We start from the raw sequence: 24,093 nt of genomic DNA, 5'->3' as shown, positions 1-24,093 counted from the left end.
AGACCTGGTCATCTCCCCATGCAGATCACGTCTGGCGTCGTTCCGGGCGCGCGCAACGCGAGCCCGGAACCCATACCCACAGGGAGCGGCTTTGAGGCACACTCGTGGTGGGCATCTCGCTCCACGACACCGTTCTGTGATTATGGATTCCGGGCTCATTCGCGCACAAAATGGCTTTGCCATTTCGCGCGCGAATGCCCCGGAATGACGGAGACTGGGGTTGCCTTCGGCGGATCACGCCGCCATCGGCATCGCCAGCGTGCGCTGCTGCAGGGTCTGGCCTTGCGTGAACGCCACGTTCGACGAGCCACCGTCCGTGAGCGAGGCGATCGCCTGGACGAAGCCGGATGCGGCCGCAGAGAGGTCGTTGGCGTCGGAGACGAGCTTCAGCCCCGACGACGTCGTGGTGGTGCTCGCCGCGAGCTTCTTGGCGTCGCCGACATTGTCGATGGTGATCGTATCGCCGGCCGCAAGCAACGTCGCGAGGCTGACCTCGAACGTGGTCTGCCAATACTGCCCGGCCGCCGAGCCCCAGGGGTTGCGAACCTGCAGCATGCCGGTGGCGCTGTTGTAGCCGTAGATCGACATCGCGTGATTGGCGACCAGGGTCGTCTTGCCGGTCGAGTCCTTGGCGTTGGTGTAGGACGACAGGATGACGTCGTCGCCGGCGGCGAGGCTGGCCGCAATCGTCGCCAGCACGCCGGAGGTCGAATTGCCGGTGGTATAGTTGGTCACGCCGAACGACGAATTATAGACCACCTTGCCCCATGAGCCGCCCATCGCGCGGAAGTCAGTGATCTGGGTCGCGCCGGTGATCGCCTCCAGCGCGATCTGCGGGGCGCCGCCATTGCCGATCGTGGTGTAGGAATTGCCGTAATTGACCGAATTTCCGGTGTAGACGCCGCTGGCCTGCAGCTCGGCATAGGCCTTCTCGGCGAGGCTCGCCCAGATCGCGCTGCCGCCATTGTTGAAGATGGTGCCGCCGTTGGCGAGCGCGGTATTGACCGTGACGTAGCGCGCGGTGCCGTTCACGTAGAAGCGCACGCCATAGGTGCCGTTGCCGTTGCTCGTGAACATCGATGAGATGACCGACTGCTCCTTGTAGGCCACTTCGGCGAGGCCGGCGAGCAGGTAGCAGTCGCCCAGATAGCCCTGGTTGATGTCGTTCATGCTGGCGCCGGCGGCCGAGAACAGCGGCTTGGCCGAGTTCGAGTAGGACACCGAGAACTGGGTGCTGCCGAGGATGACCTTCGACGACGGCAGATCGGTGCCGAGGAACCACTTGCCGATCAGCTCGGCGAACTGCAGCTCGGTCGAGCCGGTCGCGAGATTGCCCAGCGCAACCGAGCTCGCGGCGCCGCCGGTCCAGGTCGCGTTGGCGGCGTTGCCGTTGACGAATGCCTGCGTGACATAGGTCAGATAGCTCGACGTCGACACGCCGTTGTTCAGGTTTGCCGCGATCGTCTTGAGATCGGCGAACTGGCTGGCGCTCAGCTTGGTCTTGGTCGCGGCCAGCGTCGCGTCGACATCGGTGAAGACCTTGAGCAGGCCGGCATAGGTGACCGTGCCGTTGGTGATCGCGGCCGTCATGTCGGCCTTGATCTGGGCGTTGGTGAGCGTGTTCACCCAGGCCGGCACGGTGCTCTTGGTCGCGGTGGTCGCCGCAGCGGCAGTCGTGCTGATCGTCGGAGTCGTGACGCTCTTGGTCGTGCTGGACGTGGTGGTGACGGTCGCGGCGACGCTGCAGAAATTGCCATACAGCGCAATCGCGGCCGACGGATCCGCAGCCGGCGCCGGAGGTGGCGCGGCTGCCGCCGCGGGGGCCTGAGTGAACAGCCACGGCTTGGTCAGGTCGGGTATGAACCAGGTGTCGGTCTCGAACAATCCGGTCGGGTCGCTGGTCTGGTCGGTCTGCGGCTTGCGTAGGCCCTGCGGCAGGATCGGCATTGGTCGAGGCTCTCCGTGAACGATGGCACTTGTCGTGACCGCCTTCGCGATCGTCCCGCCATCGTTCGCATCAGGCCTTGCGGCAAAGCTGCGCGATCCGTTCAAGTTTTAGAAATTTGTCGCGATCAGCTGTATCCCACGGCCGTTCGCCCGGTAGGAGTTTACGGATCGGCGGCAAATGATACGGAGACCGTATTAGTACCGGGTGCGTTGGGCGTGCTCGAGCGCGCGACGCCAGCCATGAGCATTCGCGCGCCGAGGCTGCTCTGCACCATCCAGTTCAAGGTACGACGCTGAGAACGCGCGCTTCCGCGCCCGCAACGGATCGCATGTCGGACCCCGGCGGGCATTCGGCAAGTGCCCGGTCAATCAACCTGATGGCTGCCGCTTCGCGGTTCTGCTGCAGCATCAGCTCGCCGGCAAAGAAGCTTGCCTCACAGCGCCGCAGCCGGCGTGTCGCGCCCCCGCCGCGGTCGGCTGCCGCAAGCACACCATCGACCGTTTCCTCCCCGAGATACAGACGCAAGAGCGGCGCGGGCCAATGGCGCATATCGAGCCGCCTCGCCTGGCTGGCGAGTTCGCTGGCATGGCCAGCGCGCCGGCGCGCCAGATCGAGCCACAGGGCGGTGTCGGCATTGCCGGGATCGATCGCGCTGAGCCGCCTGAATCCGTCTTGCGACTGCTCCAGCAGGCCGGCCTGAAAGCTTGCGATGCCCAGCCCGCGATAGGCGCGCGCACGGTCGCTGTCGCGTCGCAACGCCTGATCCGAGCCGGACAAGGCTAGCGGCTCGTGGCTGCGCAGATCGTGTGTCACGCGATTGAAGGCGGAGAGCGGATCGATCGAGGCAGCGGCGATCACCTGCTTGTAGTCATCGATCGCATGATCCAGATCGCCCTTGTTGAAATAAGCGCCGGCGCGCGCCAGACGAGCCTTGATCAGTTGCGCGGCCGCCGACCTGCTCTGCTCGATCATGATCGTGCAGCCGGCAATGCGCGAATCGACGTTCGCTCGGTTCGTGCACCGCGCTGCAGCTGCGTTCGCTGATAAGTTGAAGATCAGACAGATGACCAGCGCCTGACCTATGAGCAGGCACCATCGTCGTATCGCCATGTGTGTCCCCCTGTTGTTGTTGTGGTACGGGGATGTTACCTGGGCCGACGAGACGAACCACAATCGGTAATTGCATTCACGGATCATCGTTCAGCCGGTGTTAACGGCTTCGCGGAGTCGTCCGTTCGCAGCGAGATGATGATCCGTCATCGTTGTGGGGTCGCAGGCGGACAGGCGATCGATTCTGCCGGGCAAGACCCAAGCGAAAACACGATCAGCTACTTCGCCTCGGCAATCAGCGCCTGCAGCCTGACCAGCTCGGCCTCCAGGTCCGCCTCGACGTCCGCCGTCCGCACTTCGGTCACGCGATAGTCGCGGCTCTCCAGCCACGCCTTGCGCTGCGCGCGGTCCGCCACCACGCCTTCGCTCTCGTCGGTGCCCACGAGTTCGATCGCGAGGCGATGGATGAAGGAGACGAAATCCGGGATGTGGCGGCCGACCGGGGTCTGGCGCTTGAACTGGCCGGCGAAGCGGCGGTCGCGGGACAGCGCGTGCCACAGCGCGCGCTCGGCGTCGGTCGGATTGCGGCGGAGCAGCCGCGCCAGCCCGCGCAGCGATCCCCGCGAATCCGGCAGATTGGCGACCGTACCCTGCTCGGCGATCAGCGCGCGCAGCCGCGTCGCCTGCGTGCTGTCGAGCACGCCGCCCTTGGCCGGACCCTTCCGCCCCTCGGCGATCGCCATGATCACGCCGTGGAGCGTATGCATGTCCTGCTTCGTCGGCTCCATCCGGAAGAAGATGTTGCGCAAATTCACCAGCATGGTCTCGCGCTTCTCGGCCGGGCGCAGGAATTCGACCCGGTCGAGCTCGCGCACGAGGTTCTCGAAGAACGCCTCCAGCTGCTCCTGGGTGGCGCGCTCGGAGCGCTCGGGCATCGCAAACGGCAGCGCGCCTGATGTGACCAGCTTGAACCATTCATAGCCCATCAGCAGCACGGCCTGGGCGAGGTTGAGCGAGGCGAAGCCCGGATTGACCGGATAGGTGATGATGCGGTTGGCGCGGGCGACCTCCTCATTGGTCAGCCCGGACCGTTCGCGGCCGAACAGGATGCCGGCCCGGCCGCCGGCGGCGATCTGGCCCTGCATTTCCTTCGCGGCCGCCTCCGGCCCCATCACCGGCTTGGCCTGGTCGTGGGAGCGCGCCGTCGTCGCGAACACCAGGTCGAGGTCGGCGATCGCCTCCGGCAGCGTATCGAACAGCCGGACATGGTCGATGATATGGTCGGCCCCGGCCGCCGCCCGCTGGGCGGCGATGTTCGGCCAGCCGTCGCGCGGGTTGACCAGGCGCAGCTCGGTCAGCGCGAAATTGCCCATCGCGCGCGCGGCCATGCCGATGTTCTCGCCGAGCTGCGGCTCGACCAGGATCACCACCGGTCCTGCGATCTCAATTCCTGCCTTGGTCTTGTCGGTCCCCGACACGATCGGTCCTCAACTTCCATGTCAGATGAGCGCCGCTGCGGCGCCCTGCCCGCTCCGTTGGCCCGGCGGACAAGAATTCTCAAGCAAAATAATCGGCTTAAGCCGGAATTTTGCAGTTTGCTCGAAATGGCAGGCGACCGGTCCCGCTCCCTTGCCCGCCGCATGAGCGGGCTGCGAAAATCAGCACCGGGAGCCTACCGGGTGCGCTTCCGTGCGCGGTGCAGCAGTGCTATGACGCGCTTGATTTCACAAGCGCTTTCCATTCCTGGCGCGCTGTTCCCAAGAAGGCCCCATCGATCATGGCAAAAATCAAGGTGACCAATCCGGTCGTCGAACTCGACGGCGACGAGATGACCCGGATCATCTGGCAGTACATCAAGGACAAGCTGATCAACCCGTTCCTTGACATCGATCTGCAGTATTACGACCTGGGGATGGAGAGCCGCGACAAGACCAACGATCAGATCACGATCGATGCCGCCAACGCGATCAAGAAGGTCGGCGTCGGCGTCAAGTGCGCCACCATCACCCCCGACGAAGCCCGCGTGAAGGAATTCGGCCTGAAGGAGATGTGGAAGTCGCCGAACGGCACCATCCGCAACATCCTCGGCGGCGTCGTGTTCCGCGAGCCGATCATCTGCAAGAACGTGCCGCGCCTCGTCCCCGGCTGGACCAAGCCGATCATCATCGGCCGCCACGCCTACGGCGACCAGTACCGCGCCACCGACTTCAAATTCCCCGGCAAGGGCACCCTGTCGATGAAGTTCGTCGGCGAGGACGGCACCGTGATCGAGCGCGAGGTGTTCAAGGCGCCGGGTCCGGGCATCGCGATGGAGATGTACAATCTCGACGACTCGATCGTCGACTTCGCCCGCGCCTCGTTCAACATGGGCCTGGCCAAGAACTATTCGGTCTACCTCTCCACCAAGAACACCATCCTGAAGGTCTATGACGGCCGCTTCAAGGACCTGTTCCAGGAAGTGTTCGACAAGGAGTTCAAGGACAAGTTCGAGGCCAAGAAGATCACCTATGAGCACCGCCTGATCGACGACATGGTCGCCGCGGCGCTGAAGTGGTCGGGCGGCTATGTCTGGGCCTGTAAGAACTATGACGGCGACGTGCAGTCCGACACCGTGGCCCAGGGCTACGGCTCGCTCGGCCTGATGACCTCGGTGCTGCTGACGCCGGACGGCAACACGGTGGAAGCCGAGGCCGCCCACGGCACGGTGACCCGCCACTTCCGCGAGCACCAGAAGGGCAAGGAGACCTCGACCAACTCCATCGCCTCGATCTTCGCCTGGACCCGCGGCCTGTCGCACCGCGCCAAGCTCGACAACAATGCCGAGCTGGCCAAGTTCGCCTCGACCCTGGAGAAGGTCTGCGTCGACACCGTCGAGGCCGGCTACATGACCAAGGACCTCGCGCTCCTGGTCGGCGCCGATCAGCGCTGGCTGTCGACCACCGGCTTCCTCGACAAGATCGCCGAGAACCTGACCAAGGCGATGGCGGCGTAAGTTTCGCCACTTTCGCCCTTCAAATTCGTCACCTATCAACGGGCCGCGCCACCAGCGTGGCCCGTTTCGTTTCCGCCGCCACCCTCGAGGACTTGACCATGCGCGTGATCCCGAATTTGTCGCTGCTCCTGTTGGGCGCCGTCTCCATCCCCGTCCAGGCCGCCGAGACCACTATTCCCGATGCTCTCGTGGCCGCCGGCGAGAAGCCGGTGCTGACGCTGCATGCCGAGGGCGCGCAGGTCTACGAGTGCAAGACCGACAAGGACGGCAAGCTCGCCTGGGCGTTCCGCGAGCCGATCGCCACGTTGTTTGATGGCGGCAAGACCGTCGGCCGGCACTACGCCGGGCCGAACTGGGAGCATCAGGACGGCTCGGGCGTGACCGGCCGCGTCGTCGGGACCGCGATCGGCGCCACCGACAACGACATCCCCTGGCTCAAGCTCGCGGCCACCGCGCACAAAGGCTCCGGCCTCCTGGCCGACGTCACCACGGTGCAGCGGATCAACACCGCCGGCGGCAAGCTCGAGGGCGCCTGCGACACCGCGGGACAATTCCGCAGTGTGGCCTACGCCGCTGACTATGTGTTCCTGAAGAAGGAGTAGGCCCGCCGACGCGCGGCCGGCTCACAGCCCCAGCCGGTCCCGCACCCGTCCCGCGATGACAGCACCGGTCACCGCGACGGGCCACAGGCCGTGCAGCGGGATCGGCTTGATGCCGGTCACGGGCATGTCGATCTCCGCCTTGGCGCCGCCGATCAGCCGGCGCGCGAGTTGGGCGCCCATCGCCGTGGACAGCGCCACGCCCCGGCCGTTGCAGCCGAGCGAGATCAGGACGCCCTCGGCAGGCTCATGGACATGCGGATAGTGGTCCTTGGTGATGGCCAGCCGGCTGTTCCAGCCATGCGTCCAGGCCACGCCGGTGAGCTGCGGCCACAGCCGCTCGGCATAGCGCATGAGATAGCCGACGTCGCCGGGCGAATTGATCCAGCGCATCGGCCCGCGGCCACCCATCAGCAGCCGATTGTTCTGATCGATGCGGTAGTAGACCGTGATGTGGCCGCTCTCATACAGCACCGAGCGCGTCGGCATGATCGCGCGGACCACATCCTCCGACAGCGGCGCGGTGGCTGCGATAGAGGAGAACACCGGAATCACGGTCTGGCGCAGCTCCGGCCAGAGATCCCCGGTGAAGCCGTTGGTCGCGATCAGCACCTTGTCGGCGTGCACCACCGCCCGTGGCGTCTCGATCCGCCAGCGCGTGCCGTCGCGGCGCAACGATAGCGCCGGCGTGTCGCCATGGACCGCGGCGCCGGCCGAGATCGCCGCCCGCGCCAGCCCGCGCGCGTAGTTCAGCGGATGCAGATCGCCGCCGCGGGCATCGAACATGGCGCAGACATAGCGGTCGCTGCCGGTGACCTCGCGCAGCTTCTCGCGGTCATACAGCTCGACCGGCATTCCGCGACGGATGCACTGCTCGGCGGTGCGCTCGATCGCCGTGGCGCTCGCCGGATGATACGCAGCGCGCAGCGTGCCCTGCTGCCGGGCCTCGCAGGGGATCTGATAGCGGCGGATCAGGTCGTGGGTGAAGTTGGTGGTGCCGTAGGCGAAGTCGATCATGCGGCGGCCGAGGTCGGCGCCGAAATCGGCCTCGATCTGATCCGGGTCATGCTTGAGGCCGGGATTGGTGTGGCCGCCATTGTTGCCGGAGGCGCCCCAGCCGGGCTCCTGCGCCTCGAGCACCACGCAGTCGGTGCCCTGCTCCGCCAGATGCAGCGCGGTCGAGAGACCTGTGAAGCCGCCGCCGATAATCGCGACCGAAACGTTCTTGTCGACGTCGAGCGGCGGGGTCGCCGCGGGCTCAACAGCCGTCACGGCGTAGACCGACGGCGGCAGCGGAAGGCGATCGGGATTTGTCATGGCAGTCTCGCTTGGATCACAGCGGATGCAGCACGCGGCGCAGGAAATCCTGCGTGCGCGGGTGCTGCGGTTGATTGAGCATCGCCTTCGCCGGGCCCTGCTCGACGATGACGCCGCCGTCGATGAACAGCACGCGGTCGGCGACCTCGCGGGCAAAGCCGATCTCATGGGTGACGACCACCATGGTCATGCCGTCATCGGCGAGCTTGCGCATCACGCCGAGCACGTCGCCGACCAGCTCGGGATCGAGCGCCGAGGTCGGCTCATCGAACAGGATCGCCTTCGGCTGCATCGCGAGCGCGCGTGCGATGGCGACGCGCTGCTGCTGGCCGCCGGAGAGCTGAGGCGGATGCATGTCGGCCTTGTCGGCGAGCCCGACCTGAGCGAGCAGCGCGCGGCCGCGCTCCATCGCCGCTGTGCGCGGCTCATTTTTCACGTAGAGCGGGCCCTCGATGACATTGTCCAGCGCGGTCCGGTGCGGGAACAGGTTGAAGCGCTGGAACACCATCGAGACCTGGGTGCGGATCGCCACGATCGATCGCGCGTCGCGATCGACCCGCAGCCCCTCGACGCTGATCGTGCCGCGATCGTAGCTTTCGAGCCCGTTGATGCAGCGGAGGATGGTCGACTTGCCGGAGCCGGACGGGCCGATGATGCAGACCACCTCGCCCTTCTCGACCGAGGCCGTGATGCCCTTGAGCACCTCGACCTTGCCGAAACTCTTGTGAACGTCGGCGAGCTCGATCATCGGCGTGACGCCCGCTTCTCGAAGTGCCGGACCAGCAGGATCAGCGGGATGCTCATGGTGAGATACATCAGCGCCACAAGCGTGAAAACACTGGAGTTCTTGAAGGTCGAGGACGCGATCAGCTTGCCCTGCAGCGCCAGCTCGGCGACCGTGATGGTCGAGGCCTGCGAGGAATCCTTCAGCATCATGATCATGACGTTGCCATAGGGCGGCAGCACGATGCGCACCGCCTGCGGCAGCACCACGCGGCGCATCGTCATCCACCAGCCCATGCCGATCGACTGCGCCGCCTCGATCTGCCCCTTGTCGATCGCCTCGATGCCGGCGCGGAAGTTCTCCGCCTGGTAGGCCGAATAGGCGATGCCGAGGCCGAGAATGGCAGCCTGCAACGCCGACAGGGTGACGCCGAGGTCTGGCATCACGAAGTAGAGATAGAACAGCAGCACGATGATCGGGATGCCGCGGATCAGATTGATCAGCGCCGCGCTCAGGCCGGACAACACGCGGATGCCCGACACCCGCATCATCGCCCAGACCAGCCCGAGCACGGTCGAGAGCAGCAGCGATCCCAGGGTGACGATGATCGTCAGCACCACGCCGTTGAGCAGGATCGGAAAGAACTCGACGGCATCGTGCCAGAATCGATTCATGATCCGGTCAGCCCTTCAGGCCCCATTTGTCGAGAATCTTGTCGACCGTCCCGTTCGCCTTCAGCTTGGCCAGCGAGGCGTTGACCTTGCCGAGCAGCTCCGCCTCGCCCTTTCGCACGGCGATGCCGACCGAGCCGACCGTCACCGGCTTGTAGCTGGCGACGAGCCGCGCGTCGGGAAAAGCGCCCTGCTTGAGATTATAGGCCAGGATCGGATAGTCGGCGAAGCCGGCCTTGAGGCGGCCGGTGTTCACGTCGCGCAGGATGTCGGGAATGGTGTCGTAGGCCTTGACCTCGGAGAACAGCCCGGACTTCTTCAGCGCGTCGACGAACGCCGTGCCGACCTGCGCGCCGACCACCTCGCCCTTGAGATCCTCCTGCGAGGCGTAGGCCTTGGTGTCGGCCTTGGGCACGATCAGGCCCTCGCCATAGGTGTAGATCGGATCGGAGAAATCGACCACCTCCTTGCGCGGCGGGGTGATGAACATCGCGGCGGCGATGATGTCGATCTTGCTGGAGGTGAGAGACGGGATCAGCGCCGAAAACTGCATCGGCTCGATCTGCACGTTGAAGCCGGCGTCCTTGCCGATCTCGGTCATGAGATCGACCATCACGCCCTGGATCTGGTTGGTCTTGGTGTCGAGGAAGGTAAAGGGAATGCCGGTCGGGGTCGAACCGACCTTCAGCACTTGCTGCGCCGACGCCGGCGCGACCGCAGCCAGCACCAGGGCCGCGCAGGCGGCCTGAACAAAACGCTTCAACAGCATCGCATCCCCCTTCGGACCGGCCGGCCGCAGCGCGTCTCATCAGTTGCAATGGCAACCGTTGCGGGCCGCGCGGTTTCGGCCTATTTTCACCAATATGAAAATTTGGGCATACTTCGGCGTATGTTGCAAGCGGTTTTCATGCACATGAAGGAAGCGGTCTGACGTGAGTGGAGGCAAGAGATTGCGCAAACCCAGCGCAGCCGCACCTTCGCGAAAGCGCAAGGCGCCGTCGCAGACGGCCGCGACGGCGGTCGAGCCGGCAATGGACGTCGCGGTCGGCGGGCGCATCCGCGATCTCAGGCGCGAGCGGAAATTGTCGCTCGAGACCGTCGCGGCGCAGACGGAGCTCTCAATCGGTTTCCTCAGTCAGATCGAGCGCGGCCTGTCGTCACCGTCGCTGCGCGTACTGGCGACGCTCGCCGACGTGCTCGGCGTCGGCATCGCTGCGCTGTTCGGCACCAGCCCGGGCGGCGATGCGGCGTCCGACGCCGTGGTCACGCGCGGCGCGCAGCGGCCGGAGCTGAAGCTGTGGCGCACCGGCGTGTCCAAGCAGCTGCTCAGCGCGGCCGGCGCCGACAACAAGCTCAATCTGTTCCTGGTGCATCTGGAGCCCCGCGGCTCGACCGGCGACGAGCTCTACACCCATGACGGCGAGGAAGCGGGCCTGGTGCTCGAAGGCGAGATGATCCTCACGGTCGATGCCGAGACGTGGTCGCTCAAGACCGGCGACAGCTTCCGCTTCGCCAGCCGCCGCCCGCACCGCTTCTCAAATCCAGCCGACGACGCCAACGCCGTCGTGCTCTGGGTGAATTGCGTGACGTGAGCGCGCCTCACGCCTCGCGATAATCGAGCAGGATCAGCCCGACCAGCACGAACGCCACCGGCCAGACCCAGGCGGCGGCGCGGCTGATCTTGCCGTCCATCCGCAGCTCCAGCCAGCGCGCCCAGCCGGCGGTGATGCCGCAGAGCGCCAGCGGCGTGTGGCTCATCTCGATCAGCAACTGGTCCTTGATGTTGGCGATGGCGTGCGAATGCGTCATCAGCAGCGCGCCGCCGGCCGCGACCGTCAGCGGAAACACCAGCGCGGCGCGGCCCGCCTGCTGTCCGCGCAACCGGACGCGCCATTCGAACAGGCCGAACAGGATGATCAGCACCACGAACAGCCGGTGCTGCGCCACTTCCGGATCGCGCCACGACGCCCAGAAGCCGATCGGGCCGAGCGGCCAGGCCATCTCGTCGGCGCGCAGGAACAGGAACGCCGCCATCAGCAGAAACAGCAGCGGCCAGTGCCGCGCCCAGCGCCCCCAGGAAAACCGCTCGATCAGCGCAAGCACGCCGATCAGCAACACGAAGATGCCGGCCCAATGGTGGTTGTATTCCGACCAGGCGATATCCGCAGCGCTGCGCGGCAGGATCACGCCCTCGCCCGGCACATAGGCTTGCGGCGCAGTCACGCGCTGCGCGTCGGCGGCGTCGATCTTCGCCTGGAGCTGCGAGATCGTGAGCTGGTCGAGCGAGGGGCTGGTCAGACGCGGCCATTGCGGCGCGGCGCGCTCGACGATCTCCGACCAGCTCAAGCGGTCCTGGCTGAGATCGATGCCGGGCGGCAGCGAGGTCAGCGAGCCCGCGGTGAGCAGCACCGTCAGGCCGATGCCGAGCTCGACCTCGACGAAGCGCTTCATCCGCAGCAAGGGCGCTGACGGATCGCCGCGCCGCAGCCGCTCGACGGCGAAGAAGTTGCCGGCGCCGAGCGCGAGCAGCATCACGAGCATCGCGACCTTGGCCGAGGTCATCACGCCATAGGCGGTGCCGTAGATCGCCTCGAACGAGCCGAGATAGGCGATTGCCATGATGGTGCCGCCGAGCACGATCGCCGCCACCGAGGCCATCGACATCAGCGAGTAGCGCCGGCCGATGCGGCGCTGGTCGTCCTCGGCCTCGCAGCCGTTCAGCGCCAGCAGGAAATACGGCAGGCCGCCGATCCACACGCCGGCGCCGAGCATGTGCATGAAGTCGGCGGCGAGCAGCGGCCAGCGCACGTCGAGCCGGCTCGCGGCATGCGTCAGGTTGAGCTGCACCGCCAGCGCGAGCCCCATCAGCGCGAGCAGCGCAGCGGCGCGCCACGTCACCCAGGTGCCGGTCCGCGCCAGCGCGGCGATGCCGAGCGCGCAGGCGGCGACCACGACGCCCGAGCGCGCGAAGTCCGCGCCGATGGCCTCGCCCAGCGACAGATCGAGCGTGCCGATCAGCGCCGCCATGTTGACGGCCAGCGAGAGGGCGACCACGGCGAACCAGCCATAGGCGCTGCGGCGCAAGAACCGCTGCGCCCGCTTGCCCACCACCAGCGCATCGGCAGACAGCTTGTCCTGCAGCGGCCGCAGCAGCAGGAGCTGGAACGCAATGCCGCCGATGGTGAACGACTGCGCCAGCAGGGTCAGCCCGCGCAGCACCACCGTGAGATAGCCGAAGATATCGAGGAACAGCGCCATGAGACGAGCACGCCGGCTAGCGCACGGTGAACGGAATGTCGCCGCGGGTGATGTGGCCGTCGACGCTGAGCACCTGCCATTGCAGGTGCCAGGCGCCGGGGCTGAGCGCCCTCGCCTGCGCATCGATCTCGTCGGCTGGCGCGTCCGCCGCAGGGGTCAAGGCCTGCTCGGCACCATCGGGCGCCTTCAGCTTCAACCGCGACCTCGCGTGATCGATGCGGCTGTTGAAGCGCAGCCGGATCGCGAGCGCCTCCTTGTCGATGGTCGCGCCCGAGGCGGGCTGCGACGAGACGATGATGGCGTGGGCGGAGGCTGTGGCGGGCAAGGCGAGGACGGTCAGGGGCAGCACGAGGCGAAGTCGCAGGGCGAGCATGGGATGATTGCCGACATCTGAGGATGCACAGCGTCCCGCAAGCAAGAGCTGCGCCCGGAGAAAAGAACGATTCCGTTCTAATCTATGGCAGCCGCCCGTTCCATACCTCACCACAATGCCGTGAGCGGAGCTGTGGACAGCCAGTTTGGCGCGCACCGGCCGACGCCTGCCCTGCCCGTCCCGCATTCCCGCTGCGGCGAAATTTAGGGTCGAATCGTCAAGGACTTCGCTGTATGCCTCGCCCCATCATTGCCGCCCGTCCGGCCGTCGCGGCCAGTCGCCCTGCCCGCCGGACCAAGATTGCCCTGATCCGAGGAACGCCGAAGGAACCCGTCATGCCCGCCTATCGCTCCCGCACCTCCACCCATGGCCGCAACATGGCCGGCGCCCGCGGCCTGTGGCGCGCCACCGGCATGACCAACGAGGATTTCGGCAAGCCGATCATCGCCGTGGTGAACTCCTTCACCCAGTTCGTGCCCGGCCACGTCCACCTCAAGGATCTCGGCCAGCTGGTCGCGCGCGAGATCGAGAAGGCCGGCGGCGTCGCCAAGGAGTTCAACACCATCGCGGTCGACGACGGCATCGCGATGGGCCATGACGGCATGCTCTACAGCCTGCCGTCGCGCGAGCTGATCGCCGACAGCACCGAATACATGGTCAACGCGCATTGCGCCGACGCCATGGTGTGCATCTCCAACTGCGACAAGATCACCCCGGGCATGCTGATGGCCGCGATGCGGCTCAACATCCCCGCCGTGTTCGTCTCGGGCGGCCCGATGGAGGCCGGCAAGGTCAACATCCAGGGCAAGCTGCGCAAGGTCGATTTGATCGATGCGATGATCGTCGCCGCCGACGACAAGGTGTCGGACGCCGACGTCGAGGTGATGGAGCGCTCGGCCTGCCCGACCTGCGGCTCCTGCTCCGGCATGTTCACCGCGAATTCGATGAACTGCCTGACCGAGGCGCTCGGCCTGTCCCTGCCCGGCAACGGCTCGGTGCTGGCGACGCATGCCGACCGCCGCGGCCTGTTCGTCGAGGCCGGCCATCTGATCGTCGACCTCGCGCGCCGCTACTACGAGCAGGATGACGCGAGCGTGCTGCCGCGCTCGATCGCCAACTTCAAGGCGTTCGAGAATGCGATGAGCATGGACATCGCGATGGGCGGCTCGACCAACACCGTGCTGCATCTGCTCGCCGCCGCGCATGAGGGCGAGATCCCGTTCACGATGACCGACATCGACCGCCTGTCGCGCAAGGTGCCCTGCCTGTGCAAGGTCGCGCCCGCCGTGGCCGACGTGCACATGGAGGACGTGCATCGCGCCGGCGGCGTGATGGGCATCCTCGGCGAGCTCGCTCGCGCCGGCCTCTTGCACACGGAATTGCCGAGCGTGCATTCGGCCTCGCTGGCATCAGCGCTGGAGCGCTGGGACATCCGCCAGACCTCCAGCGAGAGCGTGAAGAACTTCTACATGGCCGCCCCCGGCGGCGTGCCGACCCAGGTCGCCTTCAGCCAGGACCGCCGCTATCAGGAGCTCGATCTCGATCGCGAAAAGGGCTGCATCCGCGATCTCGACCATGCCTATTCCAAGGATGGCGGCCTCGCCGTGCTGACCGGCAACATCGCGCGCGACGGCTGCATCGTGAAGACCGCGGGCGTCGATGCTTCGATCCTGAAATTCTCCGGCCCCGCGCGCGTCATGGAAAGCCAGGACGCGGCGGTCGAGGCGATCCTGACCAACAAGATCAAGGAAGGCGACATCGTCGTCATCATCTATGAGGGCCCGCGCGGCGGCCCCGGCATGCAGGAGATGCTGTATCCGACCAGCTACCTGAAATCGAAGGGCCTCGGCAAGGCCTGCGCGCTGATCACCGACGGTCGCTTCTCCGGCGGCACCTCGGGCCTCTCGATCGGCCACGTCTCGCCGGAGGCCGCAGAAGGCGGCATGATCGGCCTGGTGCAGGAGGGCGACCGCATCGAGATCGACATTCCGAACCGCACGATTCATCTCGCGGTGTCGGATGAAGAGCTCGCGCAGCGCCGCGCCGCGATGGAAGCCCGGGGCGACAAGGCCTGGAAGCCGAAGACCCGCGCCCGCAAGGTGTCGACCGCACTGAAGGCCTACGCCGCCTTCGCGAGCAGCGCCGCCAAGGGCGCGGTGCGCATCGTAAAGGACTAAAAGAGCGGCGGCAGCGCCGGCCCAATCGGCTCGGCGCTGCCGCCCTCGCCTCGTAACGGATTGATCTCGACGAGACGCTGCTGACGGGGCCACAACTCGGACCGTCTTCTGGTCAACCAGTCCTGGATTGCTTCGCTCCGCTCGCAATGACGGGTGTGGCGAGCACCGCGCCCTCCACACACTCCGTCATCGCGAGCGCAGCGACGCGATCCAGGGGCCACGGACGACACTTCGGGTGACTTCGCAACTCTCGCTTATTTCGCTCTTGCCCCCTCGCGCGAGCAGGTTCACCCTTCCTGTCCAAAGGCGCGTCGACCATTACGCACGCGCCCTGATCTCCGGGGAAGGACCGCCATGTTGAACCGCCGCAGCCTGCTGCTCGCCTCGCTCGCCGCCGGAGTGACGATGACCACGACAGCCACGCGCGCCAAGCCCGCGCAGCCCTCGACGCCGGTCGACTTCGACGTACCGCCCGGGGCCTGCGACTGCCACACCCATATCCACGGCGATCCTGACAAATTCCCGTTCGCGGCCAGCCGCGTCTACACGCCGGAGCCGGCCCTGCCTGAAGAGATGGCCGCCCTTCACAAGGCGCTGCACATCCAGCGCGTGGTGATCGTGACGCCGAGCGTCTACGGCACCGACAATTCGTCGACGCTCTACGGCATGAAGGCCAGGGGCAACGACGCCCGCGGCGTCGCCGTGATCGACGAAAAGACCACCGAGGCGCAGCTCGATCAGATGAACGCCGAGGGCTTCCGCGGCATCCGCCTCAACCTCGCGACCGGCGGCATCAACGATCCCACTATCGGCCGCGCCCGCTTCCAGGCCGCCGTCGAGCGCATGACCGCGCGCGGCTGGCACGTCCAGCTCTACACCAACACGCCGATGATCGCGGCCATCAAGGACCTCGTGCTGCAATCACCGGTGCCAGCCGTGTTCGATCATTTCGGCGGCGCGCAGGCCGAACTCGGCCTCGAGCAGCCCGGCTTCTCCGACCTCGTTGAGCTCGTCCGCAGCGGAAAGGCCTATGTGAAGATCTCCGGCGCCTATCGCGCCTCGACCAAGGGCCCCGACTACACCGACGTGATCCCGTTCGCGAAAGCCCTCATCGCCGCCAACCCCGACCGCATCGTCTGGGGCACCGACTGGCCGCACCCGGATTCGTCGCCGCATCCGGAGCTGAAGGTGACCGACGTCAGGCCGTTCTATCCGATCGACGACGGCCGCCTGATGAACCAGCTCCCGGTGTGGGCACCGGATGCGGCGATCAGGAAGAAGATATTGGTCGACAATCCGGCAAGGCTCTACGGATTTTGAGCCGTGCACTGACCTTGCGCCCGTCATTGCGAGCGCAAGCGGTGGACTACAAACTCCGCCGTCATCGTCCGCGAAGGCGGACGATCCAGTACGCCGGGACGATCTTGATCAACCCGAGACGTCGCGGCGTACTCGATGCCCGCCTGCGCGGGCATGACACCGCGTTCTTGCCGCGTATTCTTTGCCGTTGCCCGCATGAGCGCAGCGACATGCGGGGTCTCACGCGCTGTGCTTTGAGAACCCGGGGTTGCTTCGCTCGCCCGGGCTACACACCTTTCGTCATTCCGGGGCGCGCGTAGCGCGAGCAACTGTCTCGATCGAAGCGCGATGAATGTGGCCAAAGCTCGCACAACGATGACCATTCGTGGTTATGGATTCCGGGCTCAGCCGCTCACGCGGCCGCCCCGGAATGACGACCGTTTGCGTGACAACGAGCTTGGCTCGCAAAAGCGTATGACGCTGCGCTAATCCGCCGGACGTGTCACATCAGCCACCGCCCGATTCTCGCTCCGCACCACCGTGAACATCTCCCACACCGCGATGAACATCGCCGCAATCACCGGCCCGATGATGAAACCGTTCAACCCGAACACCTCGATGCCGCCGAGCGTCGACAGCAGCACCACGTAGTCCGGCATCTTGGTATCCTGCCCGACCAGGATCGGGCGCAGCAGATTGTCGACGAGGCCGATCACCAGCGCGCCATAGGCGATCAGGATCACGCCGTGCCAGATCGAGCCGGTCGCCAAGAGATACAGCGCGACGGGAAACCACACGATGCCCGCGCCCACCGCCGGCAGCAGCGACATGAACGCCATCACCACCGCCCACAAGAGCGGCGCGGTGATGCCGAGGAACCAGAAGATCAGGCCGCCGAGCGCGCCCTGCGCCAGAGCGACCACCAGATTGCCCTTCACCGTCGCGCGGATAACGATGATGAATTTCGAAAGCAGCGCGTCGCGCTGCTCGTCGCGCAGCGGGATGGCCTCCGCGATCCGTCGCGACAGCGTCTCCTCGTCGCGCAGCAGGAAGAACAGCAGATAGAGCATCAGGAACAGGCTGACGAAGAACTCGAACGTGCCCTGCCCGATGTTGAGTGCCTGACCCGCGATCACCTGGCTGCCTCGCAACAGCAGCGCCGACAGCCGGTCCTTCAGTCCCGCCAGGCTGCCGAGCCCGAACCGGTTCAGCAGATCGACGATCCAGCTGGGCAGCGCGTCCAGCATCTTCTGGAAATACTGCGTGACGTCCAATTGGCCGCCCTGCACCTGCCCGTAGACGCCGGCCGCCTGCTGCGCCAGCGCCGCCGCGATCAGCGAGAATGGAATGATGATGATCAGAACGACCAGCAGCACGACGATGGCTGCCGCGAGCCCGTCACGACCGTGCATCGACTGTGACAGCCGGCGATGCAGCGGCGCGAACACGATGGCGCCCACCACGCCCCACAGCAGCGCGCCGTAGAACGGCAGCAGGATCCAGCCGAGCGCGAGCGTGATCACAGCCAGCAGAAACAGGAGAACTCGGTCTTCGAAACTGCGCATGTCAATCTTTCGTCTGGCCGCGACTTCCGTTCACGCGCCCAGGTTTCAGGGAGGCTCGTGAGCCGGACATCGCCGCATTCTTAACGTCAACGCACGAACGCGCCAATCGGGCTCCAATCTCGTCGCGGATCAAGCGACGCGGCCGGCGACATCTAAGATCGTTTGCTGCTCATATCACCCTGAGCATGGGGACACACGCCACCTCCCCGTCGTCATTCCGGGGCGCGCGCAGCGCGAGCCCGGAATCCATAACCACGATCGCCCGAGGGGGAGCGAACTGTGCGTGACAGCCACTTCGCCCCGCATGGCAGTTCGGGAGTATGGATTCCGGGCTCAGCCGCTGCGCGGCTGCCCCGGAATGACGGCGGAGATCGTGGTGACCCCTGCTGCGCCAAAACGCGGATTTCAGCCACGCAATCAACCACAAAGCCCGTTTCAAGAGCCTCCGCGAAAAATAAATCACTTCCGAAAATCAGCAAATCATGTGTATAACATCCGCGTTCCGGTCCGGATGAGGGGCGTACGCGTCGTCACGACACGTTGGGCCGGCAATGCGGTGGACGTCGGGGCATCGGCGCGCGTGATGTGCGGACGAGCGATGCACTGGCGTACGTGAAGTCGCGTGGTCCTGGCCTCCCGGTGCTGAGGCCAAGGTATGCGGAGGTCTGACGAGCTCCGCGGCCGACGGGGTCAACCAGCCGGTCCCCGAGGAGAGCGCGTATAAACGTGAAGCCCACCGCGCAGGGAATGCCGGGATGTCTCGGCTGACCTGTGGTGACTGCCGCCTGCTTTTTTGTCTGCAGGCGGGCCATGGGTGCGGCCAGCGCCCGGCATTCCCTGCGCCCTCATCATTTCGGGGGCCTGCCTGATGCATGATCCGGACGCTCCCTGCGTCGCGGCGATGCTGGAGCTTGTCCCGAGACGGAACCTCGCCTGCGGCCCCCGTTGCCAACCGCGCGCCGAGTGGCAATAGTCCGCGCTTTCCGAGCCGGCCGCGCCGGCCCGTCGACCTGGAGGCATAATGATGACGACGAGACCGGCCGCAAAATCATCCGACAAGGATGTCTGGCGCGTCGGCGTGCTGTTCTCGCGCAGCGGCCTGATGCAGGTCACGGAGTCCGAGCACTTCTTCGGCACCGCGCTCGCGATCCAGGAGATCAACACCGAAGGCGGCGTGCTCGGCCGCGAGATCGAGGTCATCGCCTATGATCCGGGCTCGCAGCCGGAGACCTTCCGCAAGCTCGCCGACCGCCTGTTGACCGAGGACGGCGCCTCCGTCATCTTCGGCTGCTCGACATCGGCGGAACGCAAGGCGGTGCTGCCGGCGATCGAGCGCCGCAACGGCCTGCTGTGGTATCCCTCGCTCTACGAAGGCTTCGAATACTCCCCGAATGTCATCTACACCGGGCCGGCGCCGAACCAGAACGCGTTCCAGCTCGCCGAATACATCGTGCGCAAGCATGGCCCGCGCGTCTATCTGATCGGCTCCGACTACATCTATCCGCGCGAATCCAACCGCATCATGCGCGACCTCGTCGAGTCCTATGCCGGCCGCGTGGTCGGCGAGCAGTATGTGACGATGGAAGCCACCGATGCCGAGCTGACGCGCGGCCTCGATGCGATCCGGGACGCCGCGCCCGACGTCGTATTCTCGACCATCGTCGGCCGCACCGCGCAGCGCTTCTATCGCATGTATGCGCAGGCCGGCTTCGATCCGAAGCGGCTGCCGATCGCGAGCCTCACCATGGCCGAAGGCGAGGTGCGCGCCATCGGCGCCGAATATTGCGCGGGCCATCTGACAGCCGCGAGCTATTTTGGCACCTTGGCGCGCGACAGCAACGACCGCTTCAAGACGGCGTTCGCGGCCACCTTCGGGGCCGACACGCCGGTCAGCATGTGGAGCGCCTCGGCCTATGCGCAGATCAAGCTGTTCGCGCGGGCGCTCGAACAGGCCGGCAGCCTCGATACGCAGAAGCTGGTCGAGGCCGCGCTCGGCCTCAGCCTCGAGGCGCCGGAGGGGCCGATCCGGATCGATCCCGACAACAACCACGTCTGGACCACGCCGCGCATCGGCCGCGTCCGCGCCGACGGCCAGTTCGACATCGTGTGGGAGAGCAAGAGCCCGATCAAGCCTGATCCGTATCTGTCGGTGTCGCCGATCGGCGGCCGCTGGCTGAGCGAAGAGGCGCTGTCAGCATGAGGCCGGATGACCGCATGAAGCCCGGCGTGCGCCGCCTCATCGAGGAGCTGCGCGGCGCCCGCGTGCTGGTGATCCATCCGCGCGACGCCGAGGGCGACGCGCTGATCGACCAGCTCAAGCGCATCGGCTGCAACGTGCGCGGCGTGTGGCCGCCGCCGGCCGCGATCCCGCACGACATCGACACCGTGTTCCAGCTGATCGAGACCTCGGAGGAGATGATCTTCCCCGAGGGCACCACCGAGCATCCGCTCACCTTCATCGCCATCGTCGACTACGAGAATCCGACGATCCTCAAGCGCCTGCTCGACAGCAATGCGCACGGCGTCGTCAACAAGCCGATCCGCTCGTTCGGCATTCTGTCCTCTCTTGTGTTGGCGCGCTCCCTGCGGGGCTACACGCGCCGGCTCGAAGGCAAGGTGCAGAAGCTCGAGGAGACGTTGAAGGCGCGGCGCGACGTCGACAAGGCGGTCAAGATCCTGATGGGCCTGAAGCAGGTCGGCGAGGTCGAGGCCTATGAGCTGATCCGCGCGCAGGCGACTCAGAAGCGCGTCGCGATGGCCGACATCGCGATCTCGATCATCAATGCGCAGGAGACATTGGGCGGATTGGGGGTGCTGGATGCGCCGGTGTCGCGCTGAGGGCCAATTGTCGCGCCCACGGGTTGGGCAGCGGCGGCCTCAAATTTTTGCAAGCGACGGCGTTGACTTCGCTTCGCGCATTTGAGTTACTTGCGGCCAGCGCGGACATCGGATGTCCGCCAATGGCCGGTCGGCCATTTCACATCAGGCTATGCAGCCCTCGTATTGCGCCGCAAGGCGCAGTCGGGGGCTTTTTGTTTGGCGCGCGCGATCCTCGCGAACGCAACGGAGACTCGTGCCTTGACGACCGATGACGACAGCAAACTGCGGATCGCCTGCATCCAGATGCAGCCGATGGTCGGCGAGTTGGCCACCAACCTCGCCCACAGCCTCGACCTGATCCAACAGGCGGTGGCGCAAGGCGCCAAGCTCGTGGTGCTCCCCGAACTCGCCTCCTCCGGCTATGTGTTCAAATCCCGCGAGGAGGCCTTCGCCGCCTCCGAGACCATTCCCGGCGGCCCCGCCGTGACCGCATGGAGCGAGATCGCGGCCAGGCATGGCCTGCACCTCGTCGCCGGCATCTGCGAGCGCGACGGGACCAAGCTCTACAACAGCGCGGTGCTGATCGGCCCGAAGGGCTACATCGGCACGTTCCGCAAGGTGCACCTGTGGAACGAGGAGAACCTGTATTTCGAGCCCGGCAATCTCGGCTTCCCCGTCTACCACACCGAGATCGGCCGCATCGGCATGGCGATCTGCTACGACGGCTGGTTCCCGGAGAGCTATCGCCTCAACGCGCTGCAGGGCGCCGACATCGTCTGCGTGCCGACCAACTGGGTGCCGATCCCCGGCCAGGCCGAGGGCCGCGAGGCCATGGCCAACATCCTGGCAATGGCGGCCGCACATTCCAACTCGATCTTCATCGCCTGCGCCGACCGCGTCGGCGTCGAGCGCGGCCAGCCGTTCGAGGGCCAGAGCCTGATCGTCAGCTACACCGGCTGGCCGGTCGCAGGCCCCGCGAGCCGCGACAAGGAGGAGATCGTGATCGCCGACGTCGCGCTCGGCGAGGCCCGCCGCGCCCGCAACTGGAACGCCTTCAACCAGGTGCTGCGCGACCGCCGCTCCGACGTCTACGACGAGATGCTCGGCAGCGAGGTCAAGCGCGGCTGGTACTGAGAACTTCCCGACCGTTTCCATTCGACCATTCACGGAGGACAATCGATGACATCGCGTTTTCTGACTACCTCGCTTGCGCTCGCCCTTGCGGCAACAGCGCTCTCTCCTGCCCTGGCCGCCGATCCAATCAAGATCGGCGTGCCCGTCGGCCTGTCCGGCGCCAACTCCGTGGTCGCGCCGTCGGTGGTGCAATCCGCCGAGCTTGCGGTCGAGGAGATCAACGCCAAGGGCGGCGTGCTCGGCCGCAAGCTGGAGCTGGAGGTCGCCGACGACGCCTCCGGCGCGGCCGGCGCGCAGAAGGCGTTCGACGCCTTGATCTTCCAGAAGAAGGTCAACGTGCTGATCTCGATGGAAACCAGCGCCGCCCGCAACGCCGGCCTGCCGATCGTCGCCCGCGGCAAGACGCCCTACATCTACACCTCGTTCTACGAGGGCAAGTCCTGCAGCCCCTATCTCTACGTCAACGCCTGGGTGCCGGACCAGCAGGTGCCGCCGATCGTCGACTACTTCAACAAGGAGAAGAAGGCGAAGAACTACTTCCTGATCGGCTCCGACTACGCCTTCGGCCGCGGCATGCTGGCGTTCACGAAGATGTATATCGAGAAGACGGGCGGAAAGGTCGTCGGCGAGGAATATCTGCCGATGGACGGCTCCGACTGGACCTCGATCATCTCCAAGCTCAAGGCCTCCGGCGCCGATGCGCTGATCACCTCGACGGCGGGCGGCGCGCCGAACGTCACCTTGACCAAGCAGCTGCGCGCCGCCGGCGTGAACCTGCCCTACGGCAACCTCGCCGTCGACGAGGGCACCGCCAAGGGCATGGGCGCTGACGCTGCCGGCATCTATTTGTCCGCCTCCTACGTGACCGGCATCGACACGCCGGCCAACAAGACCTTCCTGGCCTCGATGGCCAAGAAGTTCGGCGGCGAGCTGAAGACCCCGAACGATCTGTCGGTCCCGCAATACGAGGCCGTCTACGCCTACAAGGCGGCGGTCGAGAAGGCCGGCAGCACCGACCAGGACAAGGTGCTGAAGGCGCTCGCCGAGGTCTCGGTCGACGGCCCGCGCGGCACCATCAAGATGGACAAGCAGCGCCACGCCCCGCTGACGATGTATCTCGGCCAGGTCCAGCCTGACGGCAGCGTCAAGGTGATCCAGAGCTTCCCCAACGTCGATCCCGGCGCGCAGTGCCCGGGCAAGTCCTGAGCAATTCGATCCTGATCGCGTATGATCCCGCGGGGCGGACTTAAGGCCCGCCCCGCTTCTCTCAAGTGGAAGTGACCATGCTGACCGTCGCTCTCGATGCCGTCACGACGGCCGCCATGCTCTTCATCATCGCCGCCGGTCTCCTGATCGTGTTCGGCGTGATGAAGATCATCAACTTCGCCCACGCCGCCTTCCTCACCGTCGGCGCCTATTCCGCCCTGGTCGGCGCGCAACTTGGCCTGCCTTGGTTCCTGGTTCTGCCGCTGGCCTTCGTCGCCGGCGCGGTCTGCGGCGGCGTCACGGAGATCGTGATCGTCCGCCGGCTCTACAAACGCCCGCTCGATGCGATCCTCGCCACCTGGGGCCTCGGCATCGTGCTGGGACAGCTCATCACCCTGACGTTCGGCCGCGAGGTCCAGTTCGTGCAGGCGCCGATCTCGGGCACGGTGCATCTGTTCGGCGCCGATTATTCCGCCTACCGGCTAGTCATGATCGTCGCGGCTATCGTCGTCGGTTTGCTCTTTACTGCCTTGCTCAACGGCACGCGGCTCGGCCTGTCGACCAAGGCCGTGATCATGAACGAGATGCTGGCGCAGGGACTCGGCGTGGACTCCTCGCGCGTCCGGCTGATCACCTTCGCGCTCGGCAGCGGCCTCGCTGCGCTCTCAGGCGCGCTGATCACGCCGCTGTCGAGCGTCGATCCGAACATGGGAGTGCCCTGGCTGATCGGCGCGTTCATGCTGGTCATGGTGTCCGGCGGCTCGCTGCTGGCGCTGGCCGGCTCCTGCGCCGTGCTCGGCACCCTGCAGGTTCTCGTCTCGACCTTCGTCAATCCGATCCTCGGCGGCCTCACCATTGCGATCTGCGCCGCCATTGTGCTGCGGATCCGGCCGGAGGATTTTGCCCGTGCCTGACGCGCGCCCCCTCGCCTCTCCCGCGACCTCCCCAACGAGCCGCGCG

20 protein-coding genes are annotated in these 24,093 nt (G+C 66.1%); 10 read left to right on the top strand and 10 right to left on the bottom strand.

Features of this window, described 5'->3' with window-relative positions:
- Positions 1–234: 234 nt before the first annotated feature.
- The 3 genes from ACQR0Z_RS24610 to ACQR0Z_RS24600 form a co-directional block, all read right to left on the bottom strand.
- On the bottom strand, positions 235–1,947 hold the full coding sequence (locus ACQR0Z_RS24610; RefSeq protein WP_434920355.1) for a C2 family cysteine protease: 1,713 nt from the start codon (positions 1,945–1,947) through the stop codon (positions 235–237).
- A 280-nt stretch (positions 1,948–2,227) separates the two neighbouring features.
- Complete coding sequence (locus tag ACQR0Z_RS24605; protein WP_434920354.1) at positions 2,228–3,058, bottom strand: tetratricopeptide repeat protein; 831 nt, start codon at positions 3,056–3,058, stop codon at positions 2,228–2,230.
- 218 nt (positions 3,059–3,276) lie between these two features.
- Entirely contained in the window at positions 3,277–4,476 is a 1,200-nt protein-coding gene (locus ACQR0Z_RS24600; RefSeq protein WP_434920353.1) for a TrmJ/YjtD family RNA methyltransferase, read from the bottom strand.
- Positions 4,477–4,775: 299 nt separating this feature from the next.
- Between ACQR0Z_RS24600 and ACQR0Z_RS24595 the strand changes: the two genes are divergently transcribed.
- Positions 4,776–5,990, top strand: coding sequence for an NADP-dependent isocitrate dehydrogenase (locus ACQR0Z_RS24595; RefSeq protein ID WP_006614518.1), 1,215 nt, complete (start codon positions 4,776–4,778; stop codon positions 5,988–5,990).
- Between the two features lie 98 nt (positions 5,991–6,088).
- Positions 6,089–6,592 (top strand): DUF3455 domain-containing protein, encoded by a 504-nt coding sequence (locus ACQR0Z_RS24590; RefSeq protein ID WP_434858429.1) that lies wholly within the window; start codon positions 6,089–6,091, stop codon positions 6,590–6,592.
- A gap of 21 nt (positions 6,593–6,613) precedes the next feature.
- Here ACQR0Z_RS24590 and ACQR0Z_RS24585 read toward each other — a convergent pair whose 3' ends face one another.
- From ACQR0Z_RS24585 to ACQR0Z_RS24570, 4 genes are read right to left on the bottom strand one after another with little or no spacing between them, the layout of a single operon-like run.
- Positions 6,614–7,906, bottom strand: coding sequence for an NAD(P)/FAD-dependent oxidoreductase (locus ACQR0Z_RS24585; RefSeq protein WP_434920352.1), 1,293 nt, complete (start codon positions 7,904–7,906; stop codon positions 6,614–6,616).
- A gap of 16 nt (positions 7,907–7,922) precedes the next feature.
- Complete coding sequence (locus tag ACQR0Z_RS24580; RefSeq protein ID WP_434920351.1) at positions 7,923–8,654, bottom strand: amino acid ABC transporter ATP-binding protein; 732 nt, start codon at positions 8,652–8,654, stop codon at positions 7,923–7,925.
- A complete protein-coding gene (locus tag ACQR0Z_RS24575) occupies positions 8,651–9,304 on the bottom strand; it encodes an amino acid ABC transporter permease (RefSeq protein WP_434858426.1) in 654 nt (217 codons plus the stop codon). The genes ACQR0Z_RS24580 and ACQR0Z_RS24575 overlap by 4 nt, the downstream gene beginning before the upstream one ends.
- Positions 9,305–9,311: 7 nt before the next feature.
- Positions 9,312–10,070 carry an ABC transporter substrate-binding protein gene (locus ACQR0Z_RS24570; RefSeq protein WP_434920350.1) on the bottom strand — a complete coding sequence of 253 codons (759 nt, stop codon included), beginning with the start codon at positions 10,068–10,070 and terminating at the stop codon, positions 9,312–9,314.
- Between the two features lie 181 nt (positions 10,071–10,251).
- Between ACQR0Z_RS24570 and ACQR0Z_RS24565 the strand changes: the two genes are divergently transcribed.
- Entirely contained in the window at positions 10,252–10,893 is a 642-nt protein-coding gene (locus tag ACQR0Z_RS24565) for a cupin domain-containing protein (protein WP_434920349.1), read from the top strand.
- 7 nt (positions 10,894–10,900) lie between these two features.
- On the opposite strand, the gene ACQR0Z_RS24560 is transcribed toward ACQR0Z_RS24565, so the two are convergent.
- Together ACQR0Z_RS24560 and ACQR0Z_RS24555 are read right to left on the bottom strand one after the other, a co-directional pair.
- Positions 10,901–12,559, bottom strand: coding sequence for a copper resistance D family protein (locus ACQR0Z_RS24560; RefSeq protein WP_434920348.1), 1,659 nt, complete (start codon positions 12,557–12,559; stop codon positions 10,901–10,903).
- A 16-nt stretch (positions 12,560–12,575) separates the two neighbouring features.
- On the bottom strand, positions 12,576–12,932 hold the full coding sequence (locus ACQR0Z_RS24555) for a copper resistance CopC family protein (RefSeq protein WP_434920347.1): 357 nt from the start codon (positions 12,930–12,932) through the stop codon (positions 12,576–12,578).
- 335 nt (positions 12,933–13,267) lie between these two features.
- Between ACQR0Z_RS24555 and ilvD the strand changes: the two genes are divergently transcribed.
- Together ilvD and ACQR0Z_RS24545 are read left to right on the top strand one after the other, a co-directional pair.
- Complete coding sequence (ilvD, locus tag ACQR0Z_RS24550; protein ID WP_434875391.1) at positions 13,268–15,109, top strand: dihydroxy-acid dehydratase; 1,842 nt, start codon at positions 13,268–13,270, stop codon at positions 15,107–15,109.
- Between the two features lie 354 nt (positions 15,110–15,463).
- The gene (locus ACQR0Z_RS24545; protein WP_434858420.1) at positions 15,464–16,429 is read left to right on the top strand and encodes an amidohydrolase family protein; all 966 of its coding nucleotides are present in this window, start codon (positions 15,464–15,466) and stop codon (positions 16,427–16,429) included.
- A gap of 464 nt (positions 16,430–16,893) precedes the next feature.
- On the opposite strand, the gene ACQR0Z_RS24540 is transcribed toward ACQR0Z_RS24545, so the two are convergent.
- On the bottom strand, positions 16,894–17,973 hold the full coding sequence (locus ACQR0Z_RS24540; RefSeq protein WP_434858419.1) for an AI-2E family transporter: 1,080 nt from the start codon (positions 17,971–17,973) through the stop codon (positions 16,894–16,896).
- A 1,024-nt stretch (positions 17,974–18,997) separates the two neighbouring features.
- On the opposite strand from ACQR0Z_RS24540, the gene ACQR0Z_RS24535 reads away from it, so the two are divergent.
- The 5 genes from ACQR0Z_RS24535 (at position 18,998) to ACQR0Z_RS24515 (ending at position 24,047) form a co-directional block, all read left to right on the top strand.
- Positions 18,998–20,173 (top strand): transporter substrate-binding domain-containing protein, encoded by a 1,176-nt coding sequence (locus ACQR0Z_RS24535; protein WP_434858418.1) that lies wholly within the window; start codon positions 18,998–19,000, stop codon positions 20,171–20,173.
- Between the two features lie 14 nt (positions 20,174–20,187).
- Entirely contained in the window at positions 20,188–20,811 is a 624-nt protein-coding gene (locus tag ACQR0Z_RS24530) for an ANTAR domain-containing response regulator (protein ID WP_011925683.1), read from the top strand.
- 240 nt (positions 20,812–21,051) lie between these two features.
- On the top strand, positions 21,052–21,927 hold the full coding sequence (locus ACQR0Z_RS24525; RefSeq protein WP_434920346.1) for a nitrilase family protein: 876 nt from the start codon (positions 21,052–21,054) through the stop codon (positions 21,925–21,927).
- A gap of 45 nt (positions 21,928–21,972) precedes the next feature.
- Positions 21,973–23,133: a substrate-binding protein gene (locus tag ACQR0Z_RS24520; protein ID WP_434920345.1), complete on the top strand. Its 1,161-nt coding sequence runs from the start codon at positions 21,973–21,975 to the stop codon at positions 23,131–23,133.
- Between the two features lie 77 nt (positions 23,134–23,210).
- The gene (locus ACQR0Z_RS24515; protein WP_434920344.1) at positions 23,211–24,047 is read left to right on the top strand and encodes a branched-chain amino acid ABC transporter permease; all 837 of its coding nucleotides are present in this window, start codon (positions 23,211–23,213) and stop codon (positions 24,045–24,047) included.
- Positions 24,048–24,093 lie beyond the last annotated feature (46 nt).

Source organism: Bradyrhizobium sp. HKCCYLS3077, assembly GCF_051167555.1.
Classification (GTDB): domain Bacteria; phylum Pseudomonadota; class Alphaproteobacteria; order Rhizobiales; family Xanthobacteraceae; genus Bradyrhizobium.
Note: the sequence above shows the minus strand (reverse complement) of the source record. Positions and strands in the feature narration are given on the sequence as shown.

Bases quoted from the DNA above. Each gene is read 5' to 3' on its own strand.
- ACQR0Z_RS24610 (WP_434920355.1), bottom strand. From the start codon at position 1,947: ATGCCGATCCTGCCGCAGGGCCTACGCAAGCCGCAGACCGACCAGACC.
- ACQR0Z_RS24605 (WP_434920354.1), bottom strand. From the start codon at position 3,058: ATGGCGATACGACGATGGTGCCTGCTCATAGGTCAGGCGCTGGTCATC.
- ACQR0Z_RS24595 (WP_006614518.1), top strand. From the start codon at position 4,776: ATGGCAAAAATCAAGGTGACCAATCCGGTCGTCGAACTCGACGGCGAC.
- ACQR0Z_RS24590 (WP_434858429.1), top strand. From the start codon at position 6,089: ATGCGCGTGATCCCGAATTTGTCGCTGCTCCTGTTGGGCGCCGTCTCC.
- ACQR0Z_RS24585 (WP_434920352.1), bottom strand. From the start codon at position 7,906: ATGACAAATCCCGATCGCCTTCCGCTGCCGCCGTCGGTCTACGCCGTG.
- ACQR0Z_RS24580 (WP_434920351.1), bottom strand. From the start codon at position 8,654: ATGATCGAGCTCGCCGACGTTCACAAGAGTTTCGGCAAGGTCGAGGTG.
- ACQR0Z_RS24575 (WP_434858426.1), bottom strand. From the start codon at position 9,304: ATGAATCGATTCTGGCACGATGCCGTCGAGTTCTTTCCGATCCTGCTC.
- ACQR0Z_RS24570 (WP_434920350.1), bottom strand. From the start codon at position 10,070: ATGCTGTTGAAGCGTTTTGTTCAGGCCGCCTGCGCGGCCCTGGTGCTG.
- ACQR0Z_RS24560 (WP_434920348.1), bottom strand. From the start codon at position 12,559: ATGGCGCTGTTCCTCGATATCTTCGGCTATCTCACGGTGGTGCTGCGC.
- ACQR0Z_RS24555 (WP_434920347.1), bottom strand. From the start codon at position 12,932: ATGCTCGCCCTGCGACTTCGCCTCGTGCTGCCCCTGACCGTCCTCGCC.
- ilvD (WP_434875391.1), top strand. From the start codon at position 13,268: ATGCCCGCCTATCGCTCCCGCACCTCCACCCATGGCCGCAACATGGCC.
- ACQR0Z_RS24545 (WP_434858420.1), top strand. From the start codon at position 15,464: ATGTTGAACCGCCGCAGCCTGCTGCTCGCCTCGCTCGCCGCCGGAGTG.
- ACQR0Z_RS24540 (WP_434858419.1), bottom strand. From the start codon at position 17,973: ATGCGCAGTTTCGAAGACCGAGTTCTCCTGTTTCTGCTGGCTGTGATC.
- ACQR0Z_RS24535 (WP_434858418.1), top strand. From the start codon at position 18,998: ATGACGACGAGACCGGCCGCAAAATCATCCGACAAGGATGTCTGGCGC.
- ACQR0Z_RS24530 (WP_011925683.1), top strand. From the start codon at position 20,188: ATGAAGCCCGGCGTGCGCCGCCTCATCGAGGAGCTGCGCGGCGCCCGC.
- ACQR0Z_RS24520 (WP_434920345.1), top strand. From the start codon at position 21,973: ATGACATCGCGTTTTCTGACTACCTCGCTTGCGCTCGCCCTTGCGGCA.
- ACQR0Z_RS24515 (WP_434920344.1), top strand. From the start codon at position 23,211: ATGCTGACCGTCGCTCTCGATGCCGTCACGACGGCCGCCATGCTCTTC.